The 21,562-nt window shown below is 39.1% G+C and carries 16 protein-coding genes and 3 pseudogenes; 10 read left to right on the top strand and 9 right to left on the bottom strand.

Annotated features, from left to right (window positions below; all coding sequences use genetic code 11):
• Positions 1–157 precede the first annotated feature (157 nt).
• The 5 genes from JCM15074_RS04695 to yoaA form a co-directional block, all read right to left on the bottom strand.
• Positions 158–814, bottom strand: a complete 657-nt coding sequence (locus tag JCM15074_RS04695) for a hypothetical protein (RefSeq protein ID WP_025820170.1) — start codon at positions 812–814, stop codon at positions 158–160.
• A gap of 106 nt (positions 815–920) precedes the next feature.
• Positions 921–1,430: a hypothetical protein gene (locus JCM15074_RS04690; RefSeq protein ID WP_025820168.1), complete on the bottom strand. Its 510-nt coding sequence runs from the start codon at positions 1,428–1,430 to the stop codon at positions 921–923.
• Between the two features lie 291 nt (positions 1,431–1,721).
• Positions 1,722–2,033, bottom strand: coding sequence for a hypothetical protein (locus JCM15074_RS04685; RefSeq protein WP_025820167.1), 312 nt, complete (start codon positions 2,031–2,033; stop codon positions 1,722–1,724).
• Between the two features lie 53 nt (positions 2,034–2,086).
• The gene (locus JCM15074_RS04680; protein WP_025820166.1) at positions 2,087–2,914 is read right to left on the bottom strand and encodes a hypothetical protein; all 828 of its coding nucleotides are present in this window, start codon (positions 2,912–2,914) and stop codon (positions 2,087–2,089) included.
• Between the two features lie 338 nt (positions 2,915–3,252).
• The gene (gene yoaA / locus JCM15074_RS04675; RefSeq protein ID WP_025820165.1) at positions 3,253–5,175 is read right to left on the bottom strand and encodes a DNA repair helicase YoaA; all 1,923 of its coding nucleotides are present in this window, start codon (positions 5,173–5,175) and stop codon (positions 3,253–3,255) included.
• 457 nt (positions 5,176–5,632) lie between these two features.
• Between yoaA and hisG the strand changes: the two genes are divergently transcribed.
• The 8 genes and pseudogenes from hisG (at position 5,633) to JCM15074_RS20925 (ending at position 14,229) form a co-directional block, all read left to right on the top strand.
• Positions 5,633–6,532, top strand: a complete 900-nt coding sequence (hisG, locus tag JCM15074_RS04670) for an ATP phosphoribosyltransferase (RefSeq protein WP_025820164.1) — start codon at positions 5,633–5,635, stop codon at positions 6,530–6,532.
• A gap of 5 nt (positions 6,533–6,537) precedes the next feature.
• Positions 6,538–8,889, top strand: coding sequence for a histidinol dehydrogenase (gene hisD / locus JCM15074_RS25465; RefSeq protein WP_025820163.1), 2,352 nt, complete (start codon positions 6,538–6,540; stop codon positions 8,887–8,889).
• Positions 8,886–9,958, top strand: a pseudogene (gene hisB, locus JCM15074_RS20935) (bifunctional histidinol-phosphatase/imidazoleglycerol-phosphate dehydratase HisB). Before hisD ends, hisB begins: the two are co-directional and overlap by 4 nt.
• Positions 9,924–10,562: an imidazole glycerol phosphate synthase subunit HisH gene (gene hisH, locus JCM15074_RS04655; RefSeq protein ID WP_025820162.1), complete on the top strand. Its 639-nt coding sequence runs from the start codon at positions 9,924–9,926 to the stop codon at positions 10,560–10,562. Before hisB ends, hisH begins: the two are co-directional and overlap by 35 nt.
• Positions 10,559–11,307, top strand: a pseudogene (hisA, locus tag JCM15074_RS20930) (1-(5-phosphoribosyl)-5-[(5-phosphoribosylamino)methylideneamino]imidazole-4-carboxamide isomerase). The gene hisH and the pseudogene hisA overlap by 4 nt, the downstream one beginning before the upstream one ends.
• The gene (gene hisF / locus JCM15074_RS04645; protein WP_025820161.1) at positions 11,277–12,053 is read left to right on the top strand and encodes an imidazole glycerol phosphate synthase subunit HisF; all 777 of its coding nucleotides are present in this window, start codon (positions 11,277–11,279) and stop codon (positions 12,051–12,053) included. The pseudogene hisA and the gene hisF overlap by 31 nt, the downstream one beginning before the upstream one ends.
• 11 nt (positions 12,054–12,064) lie before the next feature.
• Complete coding sequence (hisIE, locus tag JCM15074_RS04640; protein ID WP_037469104.1) at positions 12,065–12,703, top strand: bifunctional phosphoribosyl-AMP cyclohydrolase/phosphoribosyl-ATP diphosphatase HisIE; 639 nt, start codon at positions 12,065–12,067, stop codon at positions 12,701–12,703.
• A gap of 324 nt (positions 12,704–13,027) precedes the next feature.
• A pseudogene (locus JCM15074_RS20925) lies at positions 13,028–14,229 on the top strand (aromatic amino acid transport family protein).
• Between the two features lie 74 nt (positions 14,230–14,303).
• Here the strand turns inward: JCM15074_RS20925 and lpxM are convergent.
• From lpxM to pheS, 4 genes are all read right to left on the bottom strand, one after another.
• On the bottom strand, positions 14,304–15,242 hold the full coding sequence (lpxM, locus tag JCM15074_RS04630) for a lauroyl-Kdo(2)-lipid IV(A) myristoyltransferase (protein WP_025820159.1): 939 nt from the start codon (positions 15,240–15,242) through the stop codon (positions 14,304–14,306).
• 135 nt (positions 15,243–15,377) lie between these two features.
• Entirely contained in the window at positions 15,378–15,677 is a 300-nt protein-coding gene (gene ihfA, locus JCM15074_RS04625; protein WP_025820158.1) for an integration host factor subunit alpha, read from the bottom strand.
• A gap of 3 nt (positions 15,678–15,680) precedes the next feature.
• A complete protein-coding gene (gene pheT, locus JCM15074_RS04620; RefSeq protein WP_025820157.1) occupies positions 15,681–18,068 on the bottom strand; it encodes a phenylalanine--tRNA ligase subunit beta in 2,388 nt (795 codons plus the stop codon).
• A 15-nt stretch (positions 18,069–18,083) separates the two neighbouring features.
• Entirely contained in the window at positions 18,084–19,064 is a 981-nt protein-coding gene (pheS, locus tag JCM15074_RS04615; protein WP_025820156.1) for a phenylalanine--tRNA ligase subunit alpha, read from the bottom strand.
• Positions 19,065–19,796: 732 nt separating this feature from the next.
• Between pheS and JCM15074_RS23430 the strand changes: the two genes are divergently transcribed.
• Both JCM15074_RS23430 and JCM15074_RS20920 read left to right on the top strand, forming a co-directional pair.
• Entirely contained in the window at positions 19,797–20,408 is a 612-nt protein-coding gene (locus JCM15074_RS23430) for a PDC sensor domain-containing protein (RefSeq protein ID WP_051536817.1), read from the top strand.
• On the top strand, positions 20,366–21,553 hold the full coding sequence (locus tag JCM15074_RS20920) for a PAS domain-containing protein (protein WP_051536816.1): 1,188 nt from the start codon (positions 20,366–20,368) through the stop codon (positions 21,551–21,553). The genes JCM15074_RS23430 and JCM15074_RS20920 overlap by 43 nt, the downstream gene beginning before the upstream one ends.
• Positions 21,554–21,562: the final 9 nt, after the last annotated feature.

The raw sequence follows: 21,562 nt of genomic DNA, 5'->3' as shown, positions 1-21,562 counted from the left end.
CACTATTATGGGTGGCTTGATAAATCTATGGGTGGCTTGATAAATCTTCTATGGGTGGCTTGATAAATCTTCTATGGGTGGCTTGATAAATCTTCTATGGGTGGCTTGATAAATCTTCCTATGGGTGGCTTGATAAATCTTCTTGATAAATCGTTAGCTAATTTACGATCCACGAAATGACCTTATTTCGAATATATGAATCTAGTTTTTGTTGGAATGGTAGGTTCTCCAATGAGAAAGAGTAATTTACCAACAACTTATCTTGCACCAATATCTGTCGGTTACAGCTTACATTTTTATGTTCGCTTACGCTTGAACTAGAGCATATTGCCACTAAAAAATCCCATTTGTTATGTGGGAGTTTTTTCTCTTTGTCTGGGAAGCTGGAAAATATGTAAAACATTCCGCGATATCCTTTACTGGCATAAACAAAGTATATTTCTAATTCTTCGTATTTAATTATTTCCCTATCTTCAAAATCTAGTTGTGCATACCAAAGAGTCTCGTAATCAGAACTATCTGAAAATTTGATAAGGTTTTCATTGCTAAAATCAGAAACTGAACCAACAATTTTTAATTGAGGATATTTTAATGTTTCACCATCAATACACTTTGGATCTAATTCAAATATAAATCCATCTACATTAGCATCTAACCCAGAAAAAGATTTAAGCCAAAGCCATGGAGAGATATCAACAAGCTCTGTTAGTGGGACTTTCATGGGTATACTCCCTACAATATAATTTGCTTTTGACTCTGCATTTACTTCCATAGAGAACATGTTAAGCATTATTAAAATAATAACTATTTCCATTACACTCCCCTTACACCGTATTGCACCCCATTTATCTACAACCTATCATGAACCATAGTAATTTTATTGCAATATCAGAGCATGCAGACATGTCTTGATAAATATTTTAATTATTCATCCCACACATCTTAAATTTATTATATTTATCCATAAAATCTGAGCTATTAACAAAAAGACTGAGCACCTCATTATTACCAACTACAACATCAAATGATAATTCATCACGTTCAATTAATAGAGAAATAAAATCATTCTCACTATTATTTTCAATTAAGAATATTCCATTATACTTAGACGCAACATAATCAATATTATAAGAACCATAAAAACTATTAATATCAATTCTTTCTCCATACTCATCTGCCACAAGTACAAAAATTGAAATCAAGACTTCGTCACCATCCATAAGTACACTTGGTTTTTTTTCGGCACTATAGTCAATTATTTCAATAGCATAATTAACAGTCACGTTATCAATTTCAAATCCATCTTTAATATATAATTTACATTTATCATCATTAACAATTACCCACCAACCGCCAATATTTTTAAGTAATAAGTTAGCACTCAAATTACTAGAAAAAATAAAAAATAATAACATTAACAACATACTCATAATTAAAGCTCTTATTTAGTTATTTCACCATCACCAAACAAAATATACTTATTTGCAACACCACGATTTTTTTGGATAAATTGGTAAACTTTATTATTATTATTTATTCAATTTTATATTATTTAGGTAGACTAATTATCACTACTTTCTCTCCATTTCATTAAATAATAGATAAGTGTTATAGAACAAGTCAACAACCAAGCCACACTCAAATTAAAACTTAGAGCAGAATAAAATACTGATAGAATGATAACCATCATACTATAAAATATAGACAAATTCGGCTTGAATTTATTTAAAATCAACATTCCCAATACAAAATACAAAATACAAAATCATACACAATAAATTTTTCAACCAATACTTGAAATAATTTATCCTTCTAACATCTCTATTTTCAACCCACTCTTCAGATTTTTTCTTTAGAACCTCAAATTCATCTAAAGTTAAACTCCCTTTTTTAGCCTGACTCTTATAATAATCACGATATTCTGTATCACTATAAACATCATAATTAGCAGCCGATATATAATTAGACATCATAACAAAAGTAATAGTAAACAAAAACTGCAAGAACAATATTAAAATATCACTAACTTTCATTACAACCTCCGAAAAAAACATACTATATAGTCAGTCTCTCGTCATAAAATCACTTACTTCTTAAATCTATTTATACACTCTTTTATTAAGAAAAAAGACTCTTTACCACCAAACTCTCTTGCCATTCTCAAAGGTGTATAGCCAGAATTATTTTCAAATTTATCAGAATTCTTAAAACAAAAAATATCTTTGACTAAATTAATTTTATTCCTGCCAGCTAGAAAATGTAAGACTATACTACCATTTACCCCTTTAGCATAAATTAATTCAGGATTATTATTTAATACCTTTTTTAATTCAGAATACATACTCCATTCAGCTAGGGTAATTACACCATTAGCAGTATTCGTATCTATCTCGGCTAATTTAGGTATAAACTCTGTCGGTAACTTTCTATCATTGTACGTTAATCTTATCTTTCCATCTTCCAATACGTGATTAAGTTTAATTAAGTTATAACCATTGTGTAAATTTTCACCATCAAACCGGTATTGTGAACCAGTACAGGCATCATAAAAATAATCTTCATAATCAGTAACCATACAACCACTCATAGGATTCATCGCTAAAATAACTACTACATCTGTCGAAATGGTACTATCAGCTAGTTTATATAGTTGATCAGCAAACTCTGGTCCATAGATTCTATAAATTCTAGCAAATAATGAAATTGGATAATATTCTTCAAAATTATACTCAACCTCACTTATCATAAATATACTTCTATTTACAATATATATAGGATAACCTAAAAAAACAGTCTGATATGTATCACTTCCGTCATACTCTAGTAGTAAGTTATCAGAGCCTCTTTCTATTGAGAAACTCACTCGACTAAACACTAGTAAACAACAAATAAGAAAGGCAATTTTAATATCCATTATATTTCCTTATAAGCGTTGATAATTAACCCTCATTATTGATAAGTTTGAAAACAATTTTAGTTAAAATCATACAGTATATCGTAGCAACCTCACTAAACCTACTACAACTATCATTAGTACTCAAGAGAGTTTCCATCTAAATAAAAACAATAAACTCAATTAATTTAAAACAGCTTCCTATATAAACAACCTTATATATATGGTTTTTATTACAACTTACAATCATTAACCATGAAATAATATTTTTATAAGCAGTATATATATAAAGACCAACATACACCTGCAATGAATAATATCAAAATTATAAGCCTCTACAGGTAAAAATCAGTTAAATGCTATAGCCTCTTTAACCACTCTACCGCTTTATCAAGATCGCGCGTGCGCTGCATATCAGGAATTGAATTTAAAAAGACTTGACCATATTGACGATTAACAATGCGGTTATCACATAAGATAAGGACACCACGATCTTTTTCATCACGTATTAAACGACCCATGCCCTGTTTTAAGGTAATGATGGCTTGTGGCAGCGACACCGTCATAAACGGATCTTTGCCTTGCCGCTCTGCGGCTTCACTGCGTGCTTTAATAAGCGGATCATCAGGTGATGCAAAAGGTAATTTATCGATAATGACACAGCTAAGTAATTTACCGCGGACATCAATACCCTCCCAAAAACTGCCTGTTCCCAGTAATACGGCATTACCTAATTGGCGGTATTTATTTAATAAGGTTTGTTTACTGGCTTGGCCCTGTACTAACAAGGGTAAATGCAAGCGGCCATGCATCTGGCTGGCCACCAGCTTGAGCATGCGATGACTCGTAAACAAAATAAATGTCCGCCCTTCTGCCGCAGTTGCTGCCTTAATGCATATCTGCACTAATTTATTGACTGTGGCTTGTTCATTATAAAGACTGGGTAACTCGCGTGGCACACATAGTAGTGCCTGTTTGGCATAATCAAATGGGCTATCTAAAATCAGTTGTGGGCAATCACTTAACCCCATTTCACTGGCAAAAAGTTGTAAACTTTTATCCATCTGTAATGTGGCTGAAGTAAAAATCCAACTGGTTGTCGCTTCAAACAATTGCTGACATTGCTGCGCGACATTAATCGGCGACATCCGTAATTGGATATGTTGTTGGCCAAACTCAATGCTGTAAGCAGCTTGTCGGTCTTCACAATGGAAAAAATTTTCTAATTTGCTGATCGCAGTATCCAATTTCTCAACACTGTCATCCAGCAACTCACTGCGACCTAAATGACCTTGAATAAGTGTCATTAACGCTTTAGTTTCACTGACCAAGCCCCACGCTTCTGCGGCAATCTGTTTATTGCCCATTAAACTGCGCCAATCGGTCAACTCACTTGAACGCAGTAATTGTTCTAAATTAGATAATTTAATCTGACATCTGGCTGCGAACTGTTTTAACTGACCCGTATCTCTCAATTCTGTTTGATAGATATTAATGACCGATTGATAAAGCTGATTTAATTGTTTAGTACTGGAGAAGTCACCAAAGTAACTAATGGCAATGTCAGCTAATTGATGCGCTTCATCAAAAATAACCACATCTGCATCTGGTAATAACTCAGCAAAACCACCATCTTTTAAGATTCTATCGGCAAAAAATAGATGATGATTCACCACAATAATACGGGCTTGCATGGCGCGTTGCCTTGCTTTACGCACAAAACAACTGTCATAACTGTCACAACGTTTACCTAAACAGTTATCTTTAGTACTGACCACCAGCGACAACACTGGCGCATCTTCAGTCACGCTGGTTATGCCTGATAAATCGCCATCTTTGGTCACGCCCGCCCACTGATTTACTTTTAGCAGATCATCAAGAATATCAGCATCCACTTTGCTGGCTTCAAGTAATTGTTTATCGAGTTGATGTTGACATAAATAGTTATTACGACCTTTCAGTAGTGCAACTTGTAACTTAAGGTCAAACATCTTCATTAACGCGGGAATATCTTTGTAGAATAGCTGTTCTTGCAGATTTTTACTGCCGGTACTGATAATCACCTGTTTACCGCTTTGCATGGCTGGCAGCAGATAAGCAAAGGTTTTGCCCACGCCCGTCCCTGCTTCAACAATTAATTTATCAGAATGACTCATGGTGTCACTGATTGCCGTCGCCATCTCAATTTGTGCTTGCCTTGGTTGATAGCCTTTAATATGACGCGCAAAAGTGCCATCAATCGCAAAGGCAGCAATCACTTCTTTGGCCAGTCTAGAATGCAACAGAAAAACTCCAATCAGTAGGGAGTTAGAATTATCCTGATTTTAGTTTTACGACACAAGCAAACTTGAAAGCAATTGCATATTAAATACTAGTCAGTAGTAAAAATTAGCAATCCCTTAAATAATTAACCTTTTATCTCGGTTAAAATGACAAATCTTAAATTTACTGTATTTATTTTAAACAGTTTAAAAAATATGCTTGCATAAATATACAAAAGCTTTTAGTTTAAAAATTAATAAGAGAGTCACTTTTGTACTCAAATTTTAGGAATTTATTTATGTATCAGCTCTGCATTATCAATCGTCGCCATCATCATAAGCGGTAGCCTTCGGAGCTGACTGCCGGAGGTATTTATTCCTCCCGGTGGTGAACAGATTCAATCAACCCCTGGCAGGAATGTCAGGGGTTTTTTATTGGTTCTAATTTAGGTTTTACGCACAATAGGGATAGTTAATTATGACAACAGGTACTCGCTTACGCATCGCCGTCCAAAAATCTGGTCGTTTGGCTAGATCATCACAACAATTACTCAAAAAATGTGGCCTTAAATTTAACGTCAACGAACAAAGATTAATCGCTCACTGCGATAATCTACCTATCGATTTATTGCGAGTGCGTGATGACGATATTCCTGGTTTGGTGATGGATGGCGTTGTCGATTTAGGTATTATTGGTGAGAACGTATTAGAAGAGGAACAAATTGAACGTGAGTCGCTGCAAATCCCGGCTCAATATACTAAGTTAAAACAACTCGACTTTGGTGAATGTCGTCTATCTTTAGCGGTCCCTAACGAATTTAATTACCAAGGCGCCAGTTCGCTAAATAATCTGCGTATCGCCACCTCTTATCCCAACCTATTACGCAAATTTATGCTGAATCAACAAGTCAGCTACCGAGATTGTAAGCTCAAAGGATCGGTAGAAGTGGCTCCGCGTGCTGGGTTAGCTGATGGTATATGTGACTTAGTCTCCACCGGCGCTACGCTTGAAGCCAACGGTTTAAAGGAAACTGAAATCATTTATCGCTCTAAAGCCTGCATCATCCAATCTAACGAAAACCAACCTGACTCAAAACAACAATTAATAAACCGAATACTGACTCGTATCCGTAGCGTGATTAAAGCCAGAGAAAGTAAATATATTTTACTGCACGCACCGAAAGCACAGCTACAGCAAATCATCGAATTATTACCGGGTGCTGAAAACCCAACCATTTTGCCCTTGGGTAATGATGACAGCCAAGTGGCACTGCATGCCGTCAGTAGTGAAGAGTTGTTTTGGGACACTATGGAGCAACTGACTGAATTAGGCGCTAGCTCAATCTTAGTGATGCCAATTGAAAAAATGATGGGATAGTTATCATGCAAATATTCAATACAGAATCACTCGATCAAACAACACTGAATTTGTTAGCCAGAGCGCCACTGGTCAATGACACCGAGTTGCCAGAACAAGTGCGCCAAATTATTGATAAGGTCAAACAAAATGGCGACCAAGCCTTATTTGAATTCGCTCAACAATATGATCAAACTAGATTAACTGATCTCAAGCTATCGCCATCCCAAATAACACAAGCATGCGCCAATGTCAGTCGTGAATTGCAACAAGCCATTATTGTCGCTAAAACCAATATTGAGCGATTTCATCAGCAACAAATTACTCCTGATATTAGTCTTGAGACCCAAGCGGGTGTCCGTTGCGAATTAAAAACTGAAGCGATTGAGCGGGTTGGCTTATATATCCCCGGTGGCAGTGCCCCCTTAATTTCAACCGTACTCATGCTGGCTATTCCAGCTCAAATAGCCGGATGCAAACAAAAAATACTGATCAGCCCACCACCGATTAATGATGCTATCGTCTATGCAGCAACCTTATGCGGTATTGAGACCATTATTCAAGCTGGCGGCGCGCAAGCTATAGCCGCATTAGCTTTTGGCACACAGTCCGTTGCCAAAGTCGATAAAATTTTTGGCCCCGGTAATCGCTTTGTCACGGAAGCAAAAAAACAGGTCAGTCAAGCCAGTAGCGCGACCGTCACCATTGATATGCCTGCAGGCCCTTCAGAAGTATTGGTGTTAGCTGATGCCAGCGCCAATCCCGCTTTTGTTGCTGCTGATTTATTGTCTCAGGCAGAACACGGACCAGATTCGCAAGTGATGCTCGCTACAGACAGTCAATTATTAGCAGAACAGGTGGTACAACAAATAGCGCAACAGTTAACATTATTGCCGCGTAAACAGATAACCGTGCTTGCGCTTGAGCAAAGCCGTATTTTTGTGACCCCCAATATGCAGCTTGCTTGCCAAATCAGTAATGCTTATGCACCTGAACACCTTATCATTCAAACTCAAAATCCAAGACAAACACTTACGCAAATCCGCGCTGCGGGTTCAGTATTTTTAGGGGCTTATACACCTGAATCTGCCGGCGACTATGCCAGCGGCACTAATCACGTGTTGCCTACCTATGGCTACAGCAAAAGTGTTTCTAGCTTAAATCTAGCTGATTTCCAACGCCGTTTTACGGTACAAGAGTTAACGCCTACGGGCTTAAAACAGCTAGGCCCGAGTATTATGCAATTGGCACAAGCAGAACGGTTAGACGCCCACAGTAATGCGGTGCAATTAAGGCTAGCAACCTTAGCGCAACCATCAGAAGGTATCAGCCTAAATGAACCAATTAACTGCGCTGAACAATTAGTGAGAGCCAATATTGCTGCACTTAAGCCCTATCAATCTGCACGTCGTATTGGTGGACAAGGTGATATATGGATTAATGCCAATGAATCCCCCTTTAATAACAGCAATATTGCCAATATAAATCGTTACCCTGAACCACAACCCCCCGAGCTCATTGAGGCTTATAGCCGCTATTGCGGCCTAAGCAGCAAACAAGTGCTCGTAAGCCGCGGCGCAGATGAAGCAATTGAGTTAATCATTCGCTGTTTTTGCCAGCCAGGCCAAGATGCCATCGCCCTATTTGGCCCCACTTATGGCATGTATGCCATCAGTGCTGAAACCATAGGCGTGGATTGTTTTAAGCTAGCCCTTAACGATGAGATGCAACTGCCAACCGATGCGAGCATACGTGCCAGCGCAGCCAAGGTGATTTTTATCTGCAATCCCAATAATCCTACTGGCGATATTATTCAAACCAGTATTATTGAAGAGTTGCTGCAACAAAATCCTAATAAGTTAATTGTGGTTGATGAAGCTTATATTGAGTTCTGCCCTGAATTTAGTATGAGTGCTTTTATCAATCAATATGACAACTTAATCGTATTACGCACTCTATCTAAAGCCTTTGCCTTAGCTGGCGCAAGAGTGGGCTTTACGCTGGCAGATAGCAGCATCATTGCACAGCTCAATAAAGTGATAGCCCCTTATCCATTGCCATTACCGAGCAGTCAGTTAGCAATCAATGCGCTTAGCCAATCAGGAATTGCATTAATGCAAAGCCAAGTGGCGACACTGCAACAACAAGGACAAATATTACAGCAGACGCTCACAGATTATGGCGCTCACGTAAGACCCAGTTTTGCCAATTTCATACTGGCAGAGTTTGATGATGTAGATGCTGAATTAAATAAGCTAACCCAAGCAGGCATTATTGCTCGCCACTATCAAACACCGCGTCTCGCCAATGCGATTCGCTTTAGTTTTAGTGACCAACAACAAACCCAACAAATCTGCAGTTTATATTGTAAAGGATGACTAGCATGCCACAAAAAATACTCTTTATTGACCGCGATGGCACCCTAATTGAAGAGCCCGTTATTGATAAACAGGTCGATAGACTCGATAAAGTCAAATTGGAAACTAATGTCATCCCCTGTTTGCTTAAATTACAACAGGCTGGCTATCGATTAGTGATGATCAGTAACCAAGATGGATTAGGGACATCTTCTTTTCCACAAGCTGAATTTGAAGCACCACATCAATTAATGATGCAGATCTTTACTAGCCAAGGCGTGCAATTTGATGATGTCTTGATCTGCCCACACTTTGAACAAGATAACTGTAGCTGCCGTAAGCCTAAACTAGGATTAGTGAAAGATTATTTGCAACAAGCCAAAATCGATTTTAGCCAAAGTGCCGTTATTGGTGATCGGGCTACAGATATGCAAATGGCACAAGCAATGGCAATTCAAGGCCTACTTTATCAAGCCGACTTTGGCTGGCCACAAATTTGTGATGCACTGTTAAATAAAACCCGAACAGCCAGTGTACGCCGCACCACCAAAGAAACCGATATACAGGTCGATGTTGATTTAGATAATTCGGGGCAAATATCCATTGCTACTGGGATAGTTTTTTTGACCATATGCTAGAGCAAATTGCCACTCACAGTAATTTTAACCTCAGCATCAACATGAGTGGCGACTTACATATTGATGACCACCATTCAATTGAAGATGTCGCGCTGGCCTTAGGTGATGCCATTAAACAAGCGCTGAGTGATAAGCGTGGCATCGCTCGCTTTGGCTTTAGCTTACCTATGGATGAAACCGAAGCGCACTGTCTACTCGATATATCTGGCCGCGCCTTATGCCGAGTTGATGCTAGCTTTACACGCGAAATGGTCGGCCAAATGGCGACTGAGATGGTGCCACATTTCTTCCGTTCATTTGCAGATGGCTTAGCTGCCACATTACAGCTAAAAGTCATAGGCGATAATGATCACCATAAAGTTGAGGCTTTATTTAAAGTGTTAGGTCGCACATTAAGACAAGCCATCAAGATTGAGAGTGATAACTTACCTTCCAGCAAGGGGGTGTTATGAGTCAATCCTTAGTGATAGTGGATACGGCTGCGCCAATATTGCTTCCGTATATTTTGCTTGCCAAAGATTAGGCATTAAAACTGAAGTTAGTGACAACAAACAACGAATTAAGGCTGCGTCACGACTGATATTGCCCGGTGTTGGTCACGCGCAAGTGGCGATGGATAATCTTAAGCAAAAAGATCTTATAGAAACACTGACACAGCTACAGCAACCTGTACTTGGGATCTGTTTAGGTATGCAATTAATGACAAGCCATACCGCAGAAAACAATCAACCAGCACCATTGGCGACGTTAAACCTAATTGATACTCATATTGAGCCATTAATAACAGCCAATTTGCCCTTACCTCATATGGGCTGGAATCAGATTACTCAGCTTAAACATCCCATATTTAAAGGAATTGCAGCACAAAGCTATGTCTACTTTGTCCATAGTTACGCAGCCCCCTTATCTACTGCAACTATTGCGCAATGCAAGTATGGTCAACCATTTAGCGCGGCAATAGCTGAACGTAATTTTATTGGTGTGCAATTTCACCCAGAAAAAAGCGCTCGAGTTGGCCTAACCCTGTTACAAAACTTTATGGAGTATAACGGATGATTATTCCAGCTATAGACCTTATCAATGGCCAAGTTGTTAGGCTCTACCAAGGTGATTACGCCCAGCAAACTGATTTTAATATCGACCCTTTAAGCCAGCTACAACACTATCAAAATCAAGGTGCGCAACTGCTTCATATTGTTGATTTAGATGGTGCTAATGATCCCAATCAACGCCAAGTTGCACTAATTGGTGAATTAGTGAAACAGCTTGATTGCCCGGTCCAAGTCGGCGGAGGCATACGCAATCAACAGCAAGTCGAGCAATTATTTGATGTTGGTGTTGCGCGAGTGGTGATAGGTTCTTTAGCCATTAAACAGCCACAATTGGTACAACAATTAATGCAACAATATGGCGCTGAAAAAATTTGCCTCGCACTCGATATTAATATTAATTCAGCAGGTGAATATATTGTTGCAGTTGCAGGTTGGCAACAAGCTGGCGATCAAACGCTGCAAGATTTAGTCGTTCTATTTCGTCCATATGGCCTGAAATATGCGCTTGTCACCGACATCAGCCGTGACGGCACCATGCAAGGGGCTAACTGGCAACTGTACCAAGATTTGGCGACTCAATACCCTGATATCACATGGCAGGCATCAGGCGGAATTGCATCACTAGAACATATAGCCCAAGTGAAAGCATCTGGTGCAAACGCCATTATTATAGGCAAAGCCTATTAACCCAAGAGTTTACAGTAACGGAGGCGATAGCATGCTGGCCAAACGAATCATCCCCTGCCTAGATGTTAAACAAGGAAAAGTCGTTAAAGGCGTCAAATTTAGAGGCCATCAAATCGTCGGCGATATTATTCCATTAGCGCGCCATTATGCTCAACAAGGGGCCGATGAACTTGTGTTTTATGACATTAGTGCCAGTGCCGAGAACCGTGTCGTCGATCGTAGCTGGATCAAACAAGTTGCCGCTGAAATAGATATTCCATTTTGTGTCGCTGGCGGCATTAAAACCGCGCTCGATGCACAAACTTTACTTGAATTCGGTGCAGATAAAATCTCCATCAATTCGCCAGCACTTGCTGATCCGACTTTAATCGCGCGTTTAGCCCAGCAATTTGGTAAACAGTGCATAGTGGTCGGCATCGACTCCTATTTTGATGAAGCAAGTCAGCACTACCAAGTGAAACAATTCACGGGGGATGAAGCTGCAACTCGTACCACTCAATGGCACACAGAAGATTGGGTTCAAGAAGTACAGCACCAAGGTTGCGGAGAAATTGTATTAAATGTGATGAATCAAGATGGAGTTAAGCAAGGCTACGATATTAAACAACTCAACAATATTAGACAAATATGTAAAGTACCGTTAATTGCCTCTGGTGGTGCAGGAACAATGCAACATTTTAGTGATGTGTTTCAACAAGCCCATGTCGATGGCGCGTTGGCTGCAAGTGTATTTCACCGCAATGAAATTAATATAGCCGAATTAAAACAATTTCTAATTCAGCAACAAATTAACGTTAGAGCGTGCTAAAGGAACCAAATATGCAATTTAATATGGATGAGATTAATTGGGATAAAGTCAATGGGATGCTGCCTGTGATCGTACAGCATGATTTAAACGGTCAAGTACTCATGCAAGGATATATGGATCAAGCCGCACTAACTAAAACGATAACTAGTGGCAAGGTGACTTTTTATAGTCGCACTAAACAGAGGTTATGGACTAAAGGTGAACAATCAGGCCATTTTCTAAATGTTCAAAGTCTCTGTCTCGATTGTGATCATGATTGTTTACTGATCCAAGCCAAGCCACAAGGACCAACTTGCCATTTAGGTAGCGTAAGCTGTTTCAATGATAAGCAAGCCCAGCCCTTTATCATGCAATTAGCGCAAATTATTAATAGCCGTAAAAATGAAGCAAGTGACGCAAGTTACACATCTAAATTGTTTACCAGAGGCACTAAACGTATTGCCCAAAAAGTGGGTGAAGAAGGATTAGAAACGGCATTAGCCGCCGCAACAAACGATAAAGCAGAGCTAATTAATGAAGCGTCAGATTTACTGTTTCACCTATTGGTATTACTCGAAGACCAGCAGTTAGACATGGATAGCATTTATGCTAACTTACAACAACGAAACCGTAGCATGACTAAAAAACAAACAGACAAATCAAAAACTTAACTGCTTTTAAAATAAACGTTCGAATTTTTATATCAAGTTAATCTATTTTTGTAAAATGTTTGAATTAGGCAATTGACAGTTAGGCTATGCTTCTCTATTGTAGAGCCTAACTTTTATTAGCCTAATCAACTAAACATACCATGACCTACACAACTCGATATTGTAACTATCTGTCGCCACAGTGGCGTAGATAGGCAACTCAGAACAATATGCCTTTCACACCATTGTGGCCATTATTTCCGATCTGGAGATAGGCTTTGGTGTCACCTTCCTGTCCCAAGATCCATATAACAAATAATTAAAACAATTTTAGGGACGTACACAATGAACAGTAACATTTTTGGCAGCATGCTTATTATTGCAGGTACCACCATAGGTGCTGGTATGCTGGCATTACCGCTTGCATCAGCAGGTCTTGGTTTCCCCACCGCAATTACCATTATGATCTTAATTTGGGCATTAATGAGCTATACCGCTTTATTAATGATTGAAGTCCATCAACATGCACCAACCGATGCAACACTGCATTCATTAGCACTTAAATTATTAGGCCGTAAAGGACAAATCGTTGCCAGTGGCGCGATGATATTTTTATTCTACGCACTATGTGCAGCCTATATTGCTGGCGGTGGTGAGCAACTATCTTCACGTTTAATTGATGATATGGGCTTTAATGTACCCGCCCAAACAGGGGCAATTATCTTTACCTTGCTTATTGGTAGTATTGTTTGTGTCGGTACCCACTCGGTCGATCTGATTAACCGCGGTTTATTTATCTTAAAACTGATTGCACTGGTCTTAATGCTCGGCTTTATGTTCCCTCATGTTCAAACCGTACATTTACTGGAAATGCCGATGGAACAGGGGCTTATTATTGCAGCATTACCTGTGATCTTTACCTCATTTGGTTTCCATGGCTCAATTCCATCCATTGTGAAATACCTAGGTAAAGACACCAAAGTATTGCGTAAAGTCATGTTAGTCGGCTCAAGCTTACCACTGATTGTTTATATCCTATGGCAAATCGCTAGCAAGGTACCTTAAGCCAACAAAGTTTACTGGCAAGTGGTAGTTTAAAGGGCTTTATCGATAACTTAGGCTTTATGCTCGATAACCCATATATTGCTAAAACGGTTTCAACTTTTGCAGACTTAGCCTTAGCCACTTCATTTTTAGGGGTAAGTTTAGGACTCTTTGATTTTGTAAGTGACTTTTTACATCAAAAGAGCAAAGGTATCGGTTCACGTATTAACAGTGCGGTGGTGACTTTTATTCCGCCATTAGGCTTTGCCCTGTTCTACCCTGAAGGCTTTATTATGGCGCTAGGTTACGCAGCGATTGCATTAGTGATTCTAGCCATCTTCTTACCTGTTGCCATGGTCATTAGTCAGCGTAAACAATTGAGCGCCGATAAAGGCTACCAAGTGGCAGGTGGTAAATTTGCATTAGGATTAGCCACTGCTGCAGGTGTTGTTATTATCTCAAGTCAGATATTACAAATGTTTGGTTTACTACCAACAATCTAGCAGCAAACGAAAAATTGCGCACAAACAAAAAAGCTCTGCCAATGCAGAGCTTTTTAATATTGCATAAAACTCGATTAATAAATCGATGACTCACCTTCTGGTCGTGTTCTTAACACCCGTAAGAACCACATATATTGTTCTGGATAAGCAAGAATCACCTGCTCTACCGCTTTATTCAATGCAATAGCTTCTTGCAGCTTACCTTGCATCGTTTCAGGCTCAATCGCTGGCATAACGGTTAAATCAAACTGACGAGTCTGCTGGTTATAACCAATCTTTAAAGGCATTACCTGCGCATTTCCGGCGCTAGCCAAACGACCCACTACGGGCAGTGTTGCTTTAACTGTCCCTAAAAATGGCGCAAATACACTTTTCTCAGGCCCTAAATCTTCATCAGGCAGATAAAAGAAGCTGTTGCCTTGCTTAAGTTCCGACAATAAAGCACGAATACCCGCCTCACGCATATATACGTTAGCCCCTAAACGACTCCGCATACGGTTATTAAACCAATCAAATAAGCCATTACGGTGTGCTTTCGCCATAGTGACCATGCTAGGTAAATCTAAATTAAGACGTAAACCTGCGTAATCTATGCCCCAAACATGCGGCATAATAAATATAATCGGCTGTTCCGCAGCTTGCGCTTGCTGTACATGTTCAAAACCATGCAGTTGTACACGCTCTCGAATATTCTGCTTACTCTTGACTAATAATTCCGCCTGCCCGAGCAAAATCATCACAAAATTCTGCACATTTTGCTTAATTAAGCTTTCAATTTCAGTTGATGATTTTTCTGGAAAACAAGTTGTTAAATTTGCCCTCGCCACATGAATAGGTTTTTTAGCAATGTTAATCACAACCAGCGCAAATCCTTTGGCAATAGGATCACGTAACCATGCCGGTAAAATTGCAAAAAAGACCAATAATCCAATCGCTAACCAAGTAAGCCAATATTTTGGATGTAATAATGCCCATGAAAAACGACGATCAAAATACTTTGGAGCTTTCGACAAAAGGAAAACCTCATCAATAAATAAACTACACAGATTATATCAATCTGCTGATTATTGTCACAAGCACAGAAAACAAAAAGCCACTGCTTTTGCAATGGCTTTTTAGTGCGATAAAAATAAATTACTTACACGTAATTACTTCTTACCTTTGTTCGCTTCTTCAACACGGCTCTTTAACTTCTGGCCAGGTCGAAAAGTTACAACGCGACGAGCTGAAATTGGAATATCTTCGCCTGTTTTTGGGTTCCGTCCCGGTCTTTGATTTTTATCCCTAAGGTCAAAGTTGCCAAAGCCAGATAATTTGACTTGTTCACCATTTTCAAGCGCGCCTCTGATTTCCTCAAAGAACGTCTCTACCATCTCTTTGGCGACACGTTTATTTATGCCTAATGTTTCAAAAAGATGCTCAGCCATTTCAGCTTTGGTCAGTGCCATACTTTAATCCCTCAACGATCCATTAAACTCTGTTTGTAGAGCAGAAACGACAGAATCCATTAATTCAGTAATCTCTTTTTCTTCCAGAGTATGTGTGTTGTCTTGTAACGTCAGTGCGATTGCTAAGCTCTTTTTGCCTGGCTCCACACCTTTGCCTCGGTATACATCGAATAAGTTTAAGCCAACCAACTGATTTTCGCCAACTTTTCTTATCAAATTTATAACATCATTGGCTAAAACTGCTTCATCAACCACTAATGCGATATCTCGACGGTTTGCTGGAAACTTAGATACAGCCTGTGCTTGAGGTAATTTAGCCTCTAGCAATTCAGCTAATTCTAATTCAAAAACAATCGTTTTGCCATTTAAGCCGAAAGGTTTTTCTAGGCTTGGATGAACCGCACCAATAATACCAATCACTTTATCGTTTCTTAGAATTTCAGCACATTGACCTGGGTGCAGTGCACTGTGAGTCGCAGGTCTGAAACTAAACTCGTTATTTGAGACAGTTAAACCGATAATCGCTTCCAAGTCACCTTTTAGGTCAAAGAAGTCTACCGTTTTAGATGTCATGTCCCAATGTTCTTCACACTGAGGACCGGCAATCACAGCACCAAGCATTGCTTGTTGACGCACACCTGACTCTGCTGATTCATCAGGAACAAAACGTAAGCCTGTTTCAAATAAACGTACACGAGTTTGTTGACGATTTTGGTTATAACCTACTGCACCTAAAAGACCAGTGAACATAGACAAACGCATCTCAGACATTTCACGAGAGATAGGGTTTGGTAGCACCATTGTCTTTTCATTAGGGTGAACTAATGACTGTAATTTAGGATCAACAAAGCTATAAGTCACTGCTTCTTGGAAACCACGAGCCACTAACATATCGCGAACACGCTTTAGGTTAATGTGACTTTCTTTATGGTCAGACATCTTTAATGCTGCAACAGGTGCAACGTTAGGGATGTTGTTGTAGCCATAAATACGTGCGACTTCTTCGATTAGATCTTCTTCAATCGCCATATCGAAACGATATGTTGCAGTAGTAACTTGCCAGCTATCAGCTTGAACTGCAACACTAAATCCTAAACGAGTTAAAATTTCTTCAACATCAGCATCGCTAATGTGGTGTCCTAAAATGCGATCAAGCTTACTGCGACGTAAGGTAATTACGGCAGGTTTTGGTAAAAATTCTTCAGCTTTAGCCTCAACAACTGGGCCAGCTTCGCCACCACAGATATCAAGCACTAAACGAGTAGCACGATCCATTACTTTATGTTGTAGCTCAGGATCAACACCACGCTCAAAACGGTGTGAAGCGTCAGTATGCAGACCTAAACGACGTGATTTACCCATAATGGCTAACGGTGCGAAGAAAGCACACTCAAGCATGATATCTTGTGTCTCAGTAGTCACACCTGAGAACTCACCACCAAATACGCCCGCTAATGCCAATACTTGCTTGTCATCTGCAATCACTAATGTATCTGCAGGTACAGTAATTTCATTACCGTCAAGTAAAGTCACTTTCTCTTCGCCATTACCTAAACGCACTTGAATATCACCCGCTAATTTAGCAAGATCAAACGCATGCATAGGTTGACCAAACTCAACTAAAACATAGTTAGTAATATCAACAATAGGATCAATTGAGCGAATACCGCTACGACGTAATTTTTCTTGCATCCACTGAGGTGTTTGCGCTTTTACATTTACGTTTTTAACCACACGGCCTAAGTAACGTGGACAAGCATCAGCTTGCATCACATTAACATTAACTTGATCTGCAATTGTCGCTTCAACTGCTTGCCATGTTGGCTCTTGAACTGCTTGACGGTTTAATACGCCAACTTCACGAGCTAGACCAGCCATACCTAGACAGTCAGCGCGGTTAGCGGTTAAATCTACATCAATTACCGCATCATCTAGATCTAAATATTCGCGAATATTCATTCCAAGTGGCGCATCTAGTGGTAATTCAATAATACCGTCGCTTTCGATATCAATACCAAGCTCACCAAATGAGCAAAGCATACCGAATGATGGCTGACCACGAAGTTTTGCCTTCTTAATTTTAAAATCACCAGGTAGTACTGCGCCAACCATAGCTACAGCAACTTTTAAACCTAAACGGCAATTTGGTGCACCACAAACAATATCAATCAGCTCTTCGCCGCCAACATTGATTTTAGTCACACGTAATTTATCTGCATCAGGGTGTTGACCACATTCAACAACTTCACCGACTACCACACCAGAAAAATCAGCGGCAACTGGGTCAATACCATCAACCTCTAAACCAGCCATTGTGATTTGATGTGATAAAGCATCGCGGTCTACACTTGGGTTAACCCATTCACGAAGCCAAGATTCACTAAATTTCATTTTAAATATGCTCCGTTATTTGAATTGCTTAAGGAAACGTAAATCGTTTTCGAAGAATGAACGTAAGTCATTCACGCCATAGCGCAGCATAGTTAAACGCTCCACGCCCATGCCGAAAGCAAAACCGGAATACTTTTCAGGATCGATACCAACGCTACGAAGCACGTTAGGGTGTACCATGCCGCAACCTAGTACTTCTAACCAACCATTCTTACCTTTTACGTCTACTTCAGCTGAAGGCTCTGTAAATGGGAAATAAGATGGACGGAAACGTACTTCTAAATCTTCTTCAAAGAAGTTGCGTAGGAAGTCATGCAAAATGCCTTTAAGTTCGGCAAAGTTTACATGCTCATCAACCAATAAACCTTCAACCTGATGGAACATTGGAGTGTGAGTCTGATCGTAATCGTTACGGTATACACGACCCGGAGAGATAATACGTAATGGAGGCTGTTCATGCTCCATAGTACGAATTTGCACACCCGATGTTTGCGTACGTAACATCAACTTTGGATTAAAGTAGAATGTATCGTGGTCTGCACGAGCAGGATGATGTTCTGAAATATTTAATGCATCGAAGTTATGGAAATCATCTTCAATTTCAGGACCGTGCTTAACAGAAAAGCCTAGCTCACCAAAGAATGTTTCAATACGTTCGATTGTACGAGTAACAGGATGTAAACCACCATTTTCCATGGTGCGGCCTGGTAACGTTACATCAATCTTTTCTTCGATTAATTTTGCTTCTAATTCTGCTGATTTTAAGCCTTCAATTCGTTCAGACAATTTTTGTTGAACGGCTTGTTTTGCTTGATTGACTGCTTGACCAAAAGCTGGCTTTTCAGCTGGGCTTAGGGTGGCCATCATTTTCATCATGTCAGTAATTTTACCTTTCTTACCAAGGTAATCGACACGGATATCGTCTAATGCTTTTAAATCACTAGCATCATCAATAATCGCAAGGGCTTGCGCTACGATCTCTGTTAACTGCTGCATCTTCTCTTCCACTGCATACTAGCTCAACATTAAGCTAAAGGTGTTAGTGCGGGTATTGTCGTTTCTAGCTAAAAGCGTTTCTAACTAAAAGGCAGAAATTTTACGCGACTCCCCGATCTTTGACTAGGGGTAATATACTCTTTTTGAATATAAAATCCCCGTAAAACCACAAAAATAACAAAAATAATCTGATTTTTTTTACAACATATTAGTTATAGCTGAATTATCAAGCAGCGCCTAGGCTTTATCGGCTTTGACAAAAATACCGAAACGACTTGAAGTTATAGCGTTCTATAGGAATTTAACCCGCTGTAGGCAAGACATTGATAGCTGTAAATGGTTATTCCCTTATCAAAAGCACTTACGCAGCAGAAGCACGTTAAACACCATCAAAAAAGCCATCAGCAAGCACTCTTCGTTGTTACATCGATTTAAAAGGGAGTCCCATACATAGATGCACCTAGCATTGAACTTGCTTAAGTGCTTCAGAAAATAGCAACTTCAGGTTGTCTGGGTATAAATTAGACTAATGTCAATTATCAACAAACTAAAACGATTCAATTAGCTTTAATTTGACGAATAATTAATGATTTTATTCAATCAAACTATTATTATTAATACATAAAACATTTACAGATTACTGATGTTATCTAACATTTTGGGTGACATATGCCAATTTGCATCAACTAGTTAACTATTTCTAGAGCAGCTTAATTTTTAACGGAGTAAATAATGCCTGCTGGTCGTTCTTTTAAGACTCGATTTTATCCATTTAATCAACTTGGCTTTTCAGTCAAGTTTAGTCTTATTCAATTTTTATTAGCGACGCTTTTAATTAGCAGTACCTTATGGGTCATTGCCACATTACAACACCAGCAATTAATTAAGCAGCAACAAGAACTCAATGTCAGTCAAGGTAAAGTCATCGTTTCACGCTTACAAAGCTTTACTAACCGTATAGAATCACAAGCGATCTCAATTGCTAATATCGTGATTCATTTTGGTAATGATTACCAAGAGCTTATCAACACAATCCCTATTGTACTGGGCGAAGATAAACGCGATATTCTGATCGCTGGCGGTGGTATTTGGCCTGAACCTAATGCGCTGACAGATGGTAAAGATAGAGATAGTTTATTTTGGTTTAGGAATAACACAGGCAAACTTGAATTATCAACGGCTTATAATCAGAGTGAAGACTATGATTATCATCAAGCACAGTGGTATCGTCCAAGCCAATTTTTCCCACGCAATCAGGCATTTTGGAGCGAGTCTTATCAAGACCCAATAAGCATGAAAAAATGCTTACGGCAGGCGTGCCCATTTGGCAAAATCATAAATTAGTAGGTACTGCAACAGTCGATGTTAGCCAACCACAATTATCAAATATGTTGACGGATTTAAGTCACTATTTTCATGGCTATACCATGGTATTGGATCAGCACAACCAAATATTAAGCATCTCTAACAATGCATTAATCAATGATCATAATGTAACGTTCCCTAGCCCGTTAGAACAGCTCGGTTATATAGAATTAAACAAATCTGTCTCCCGTGCCGACAAACAGTTTATTCAAGAAAATTTAACTGGCCAATACCAACAACAAGAAGTCCAACAACAGTTAAAACAAGCCATTATTCATCATTCGCTTTCAAGTCCAAATGCATCAGTAAAAATATTGGCTACTTTTAGAGTCAAGCAAGACCCACAATTTGGTACCGAAGCGTTAGTCTCAGTGCTACAAATGCCAAGAACATACTGGAAAGTCGTCATTGTTAGCCCATTAACAGCATTAAACAATGAAGCCACTTTAATCACCAGTAAAGTGGGTGGTTATCTCATTTTTGCGCAGCTGCTCACACTCATTATTTTATTTATTGTACAACATAAATTATTAATTAAACCTGTTAATGATATGATTGAAGCACTCGATAAAAATCAATTGGCACCGCTCGAGATCATGGCCAAACAAAGGCAAGATGAACTCGGTATTTTAAGCAAAACCATCATATCTCGCTCGCAACAGCTACAGGTTGCAATTGATAGCTTAGATGCAAATAACTTGGCATTAACAGAGCAAATTGAGATCCATAAACAAACTCAAAATCAATTAAAGATCCACCAAGAACAACTCAATGCAATCATGAACTCTTCGCCTAACTATATTTATATCAAAGATATAGAGGGTCGATATTTGATCATTAATAACAAATATACTCAGTTATTAAACCGAGAATACCAAGAGATTATTGGCCGTAAAGACTGTGAACTCTTTAGTTTAAAGAATGCTAAAAAATATGCTGAAACAGACGAATTGGCTTTAAAAAGCACCGAAGCAATTAGCTTTGAAGAGACTGTCCCCACAATGCATGGTGACATTAAACTAACAGTAACTAAATTTGCAATTTTAGATAATAATAATCAGGTTGATGGTATTGGTGCAATTGCCTACCCTACTCCGCAAAGTAATTTAACTGACGAAACCTAATCGACATAA

It is taken from the genome of Shewanella marina JCM 15074 (assembly GCF_000614975.1).
GTDB classification, from domain to species: Bacteria; Pseudomonadota; Gammaproteobacteria; order Enterobacterales; family Shewanellaceae; genus Shewanella; species Shewanella marina.
The sequence above is the reverse complement of the archived record's forward strand: the minus strand, read 5'-3'. Positions and strand labels throughout refer to the sequence as shown.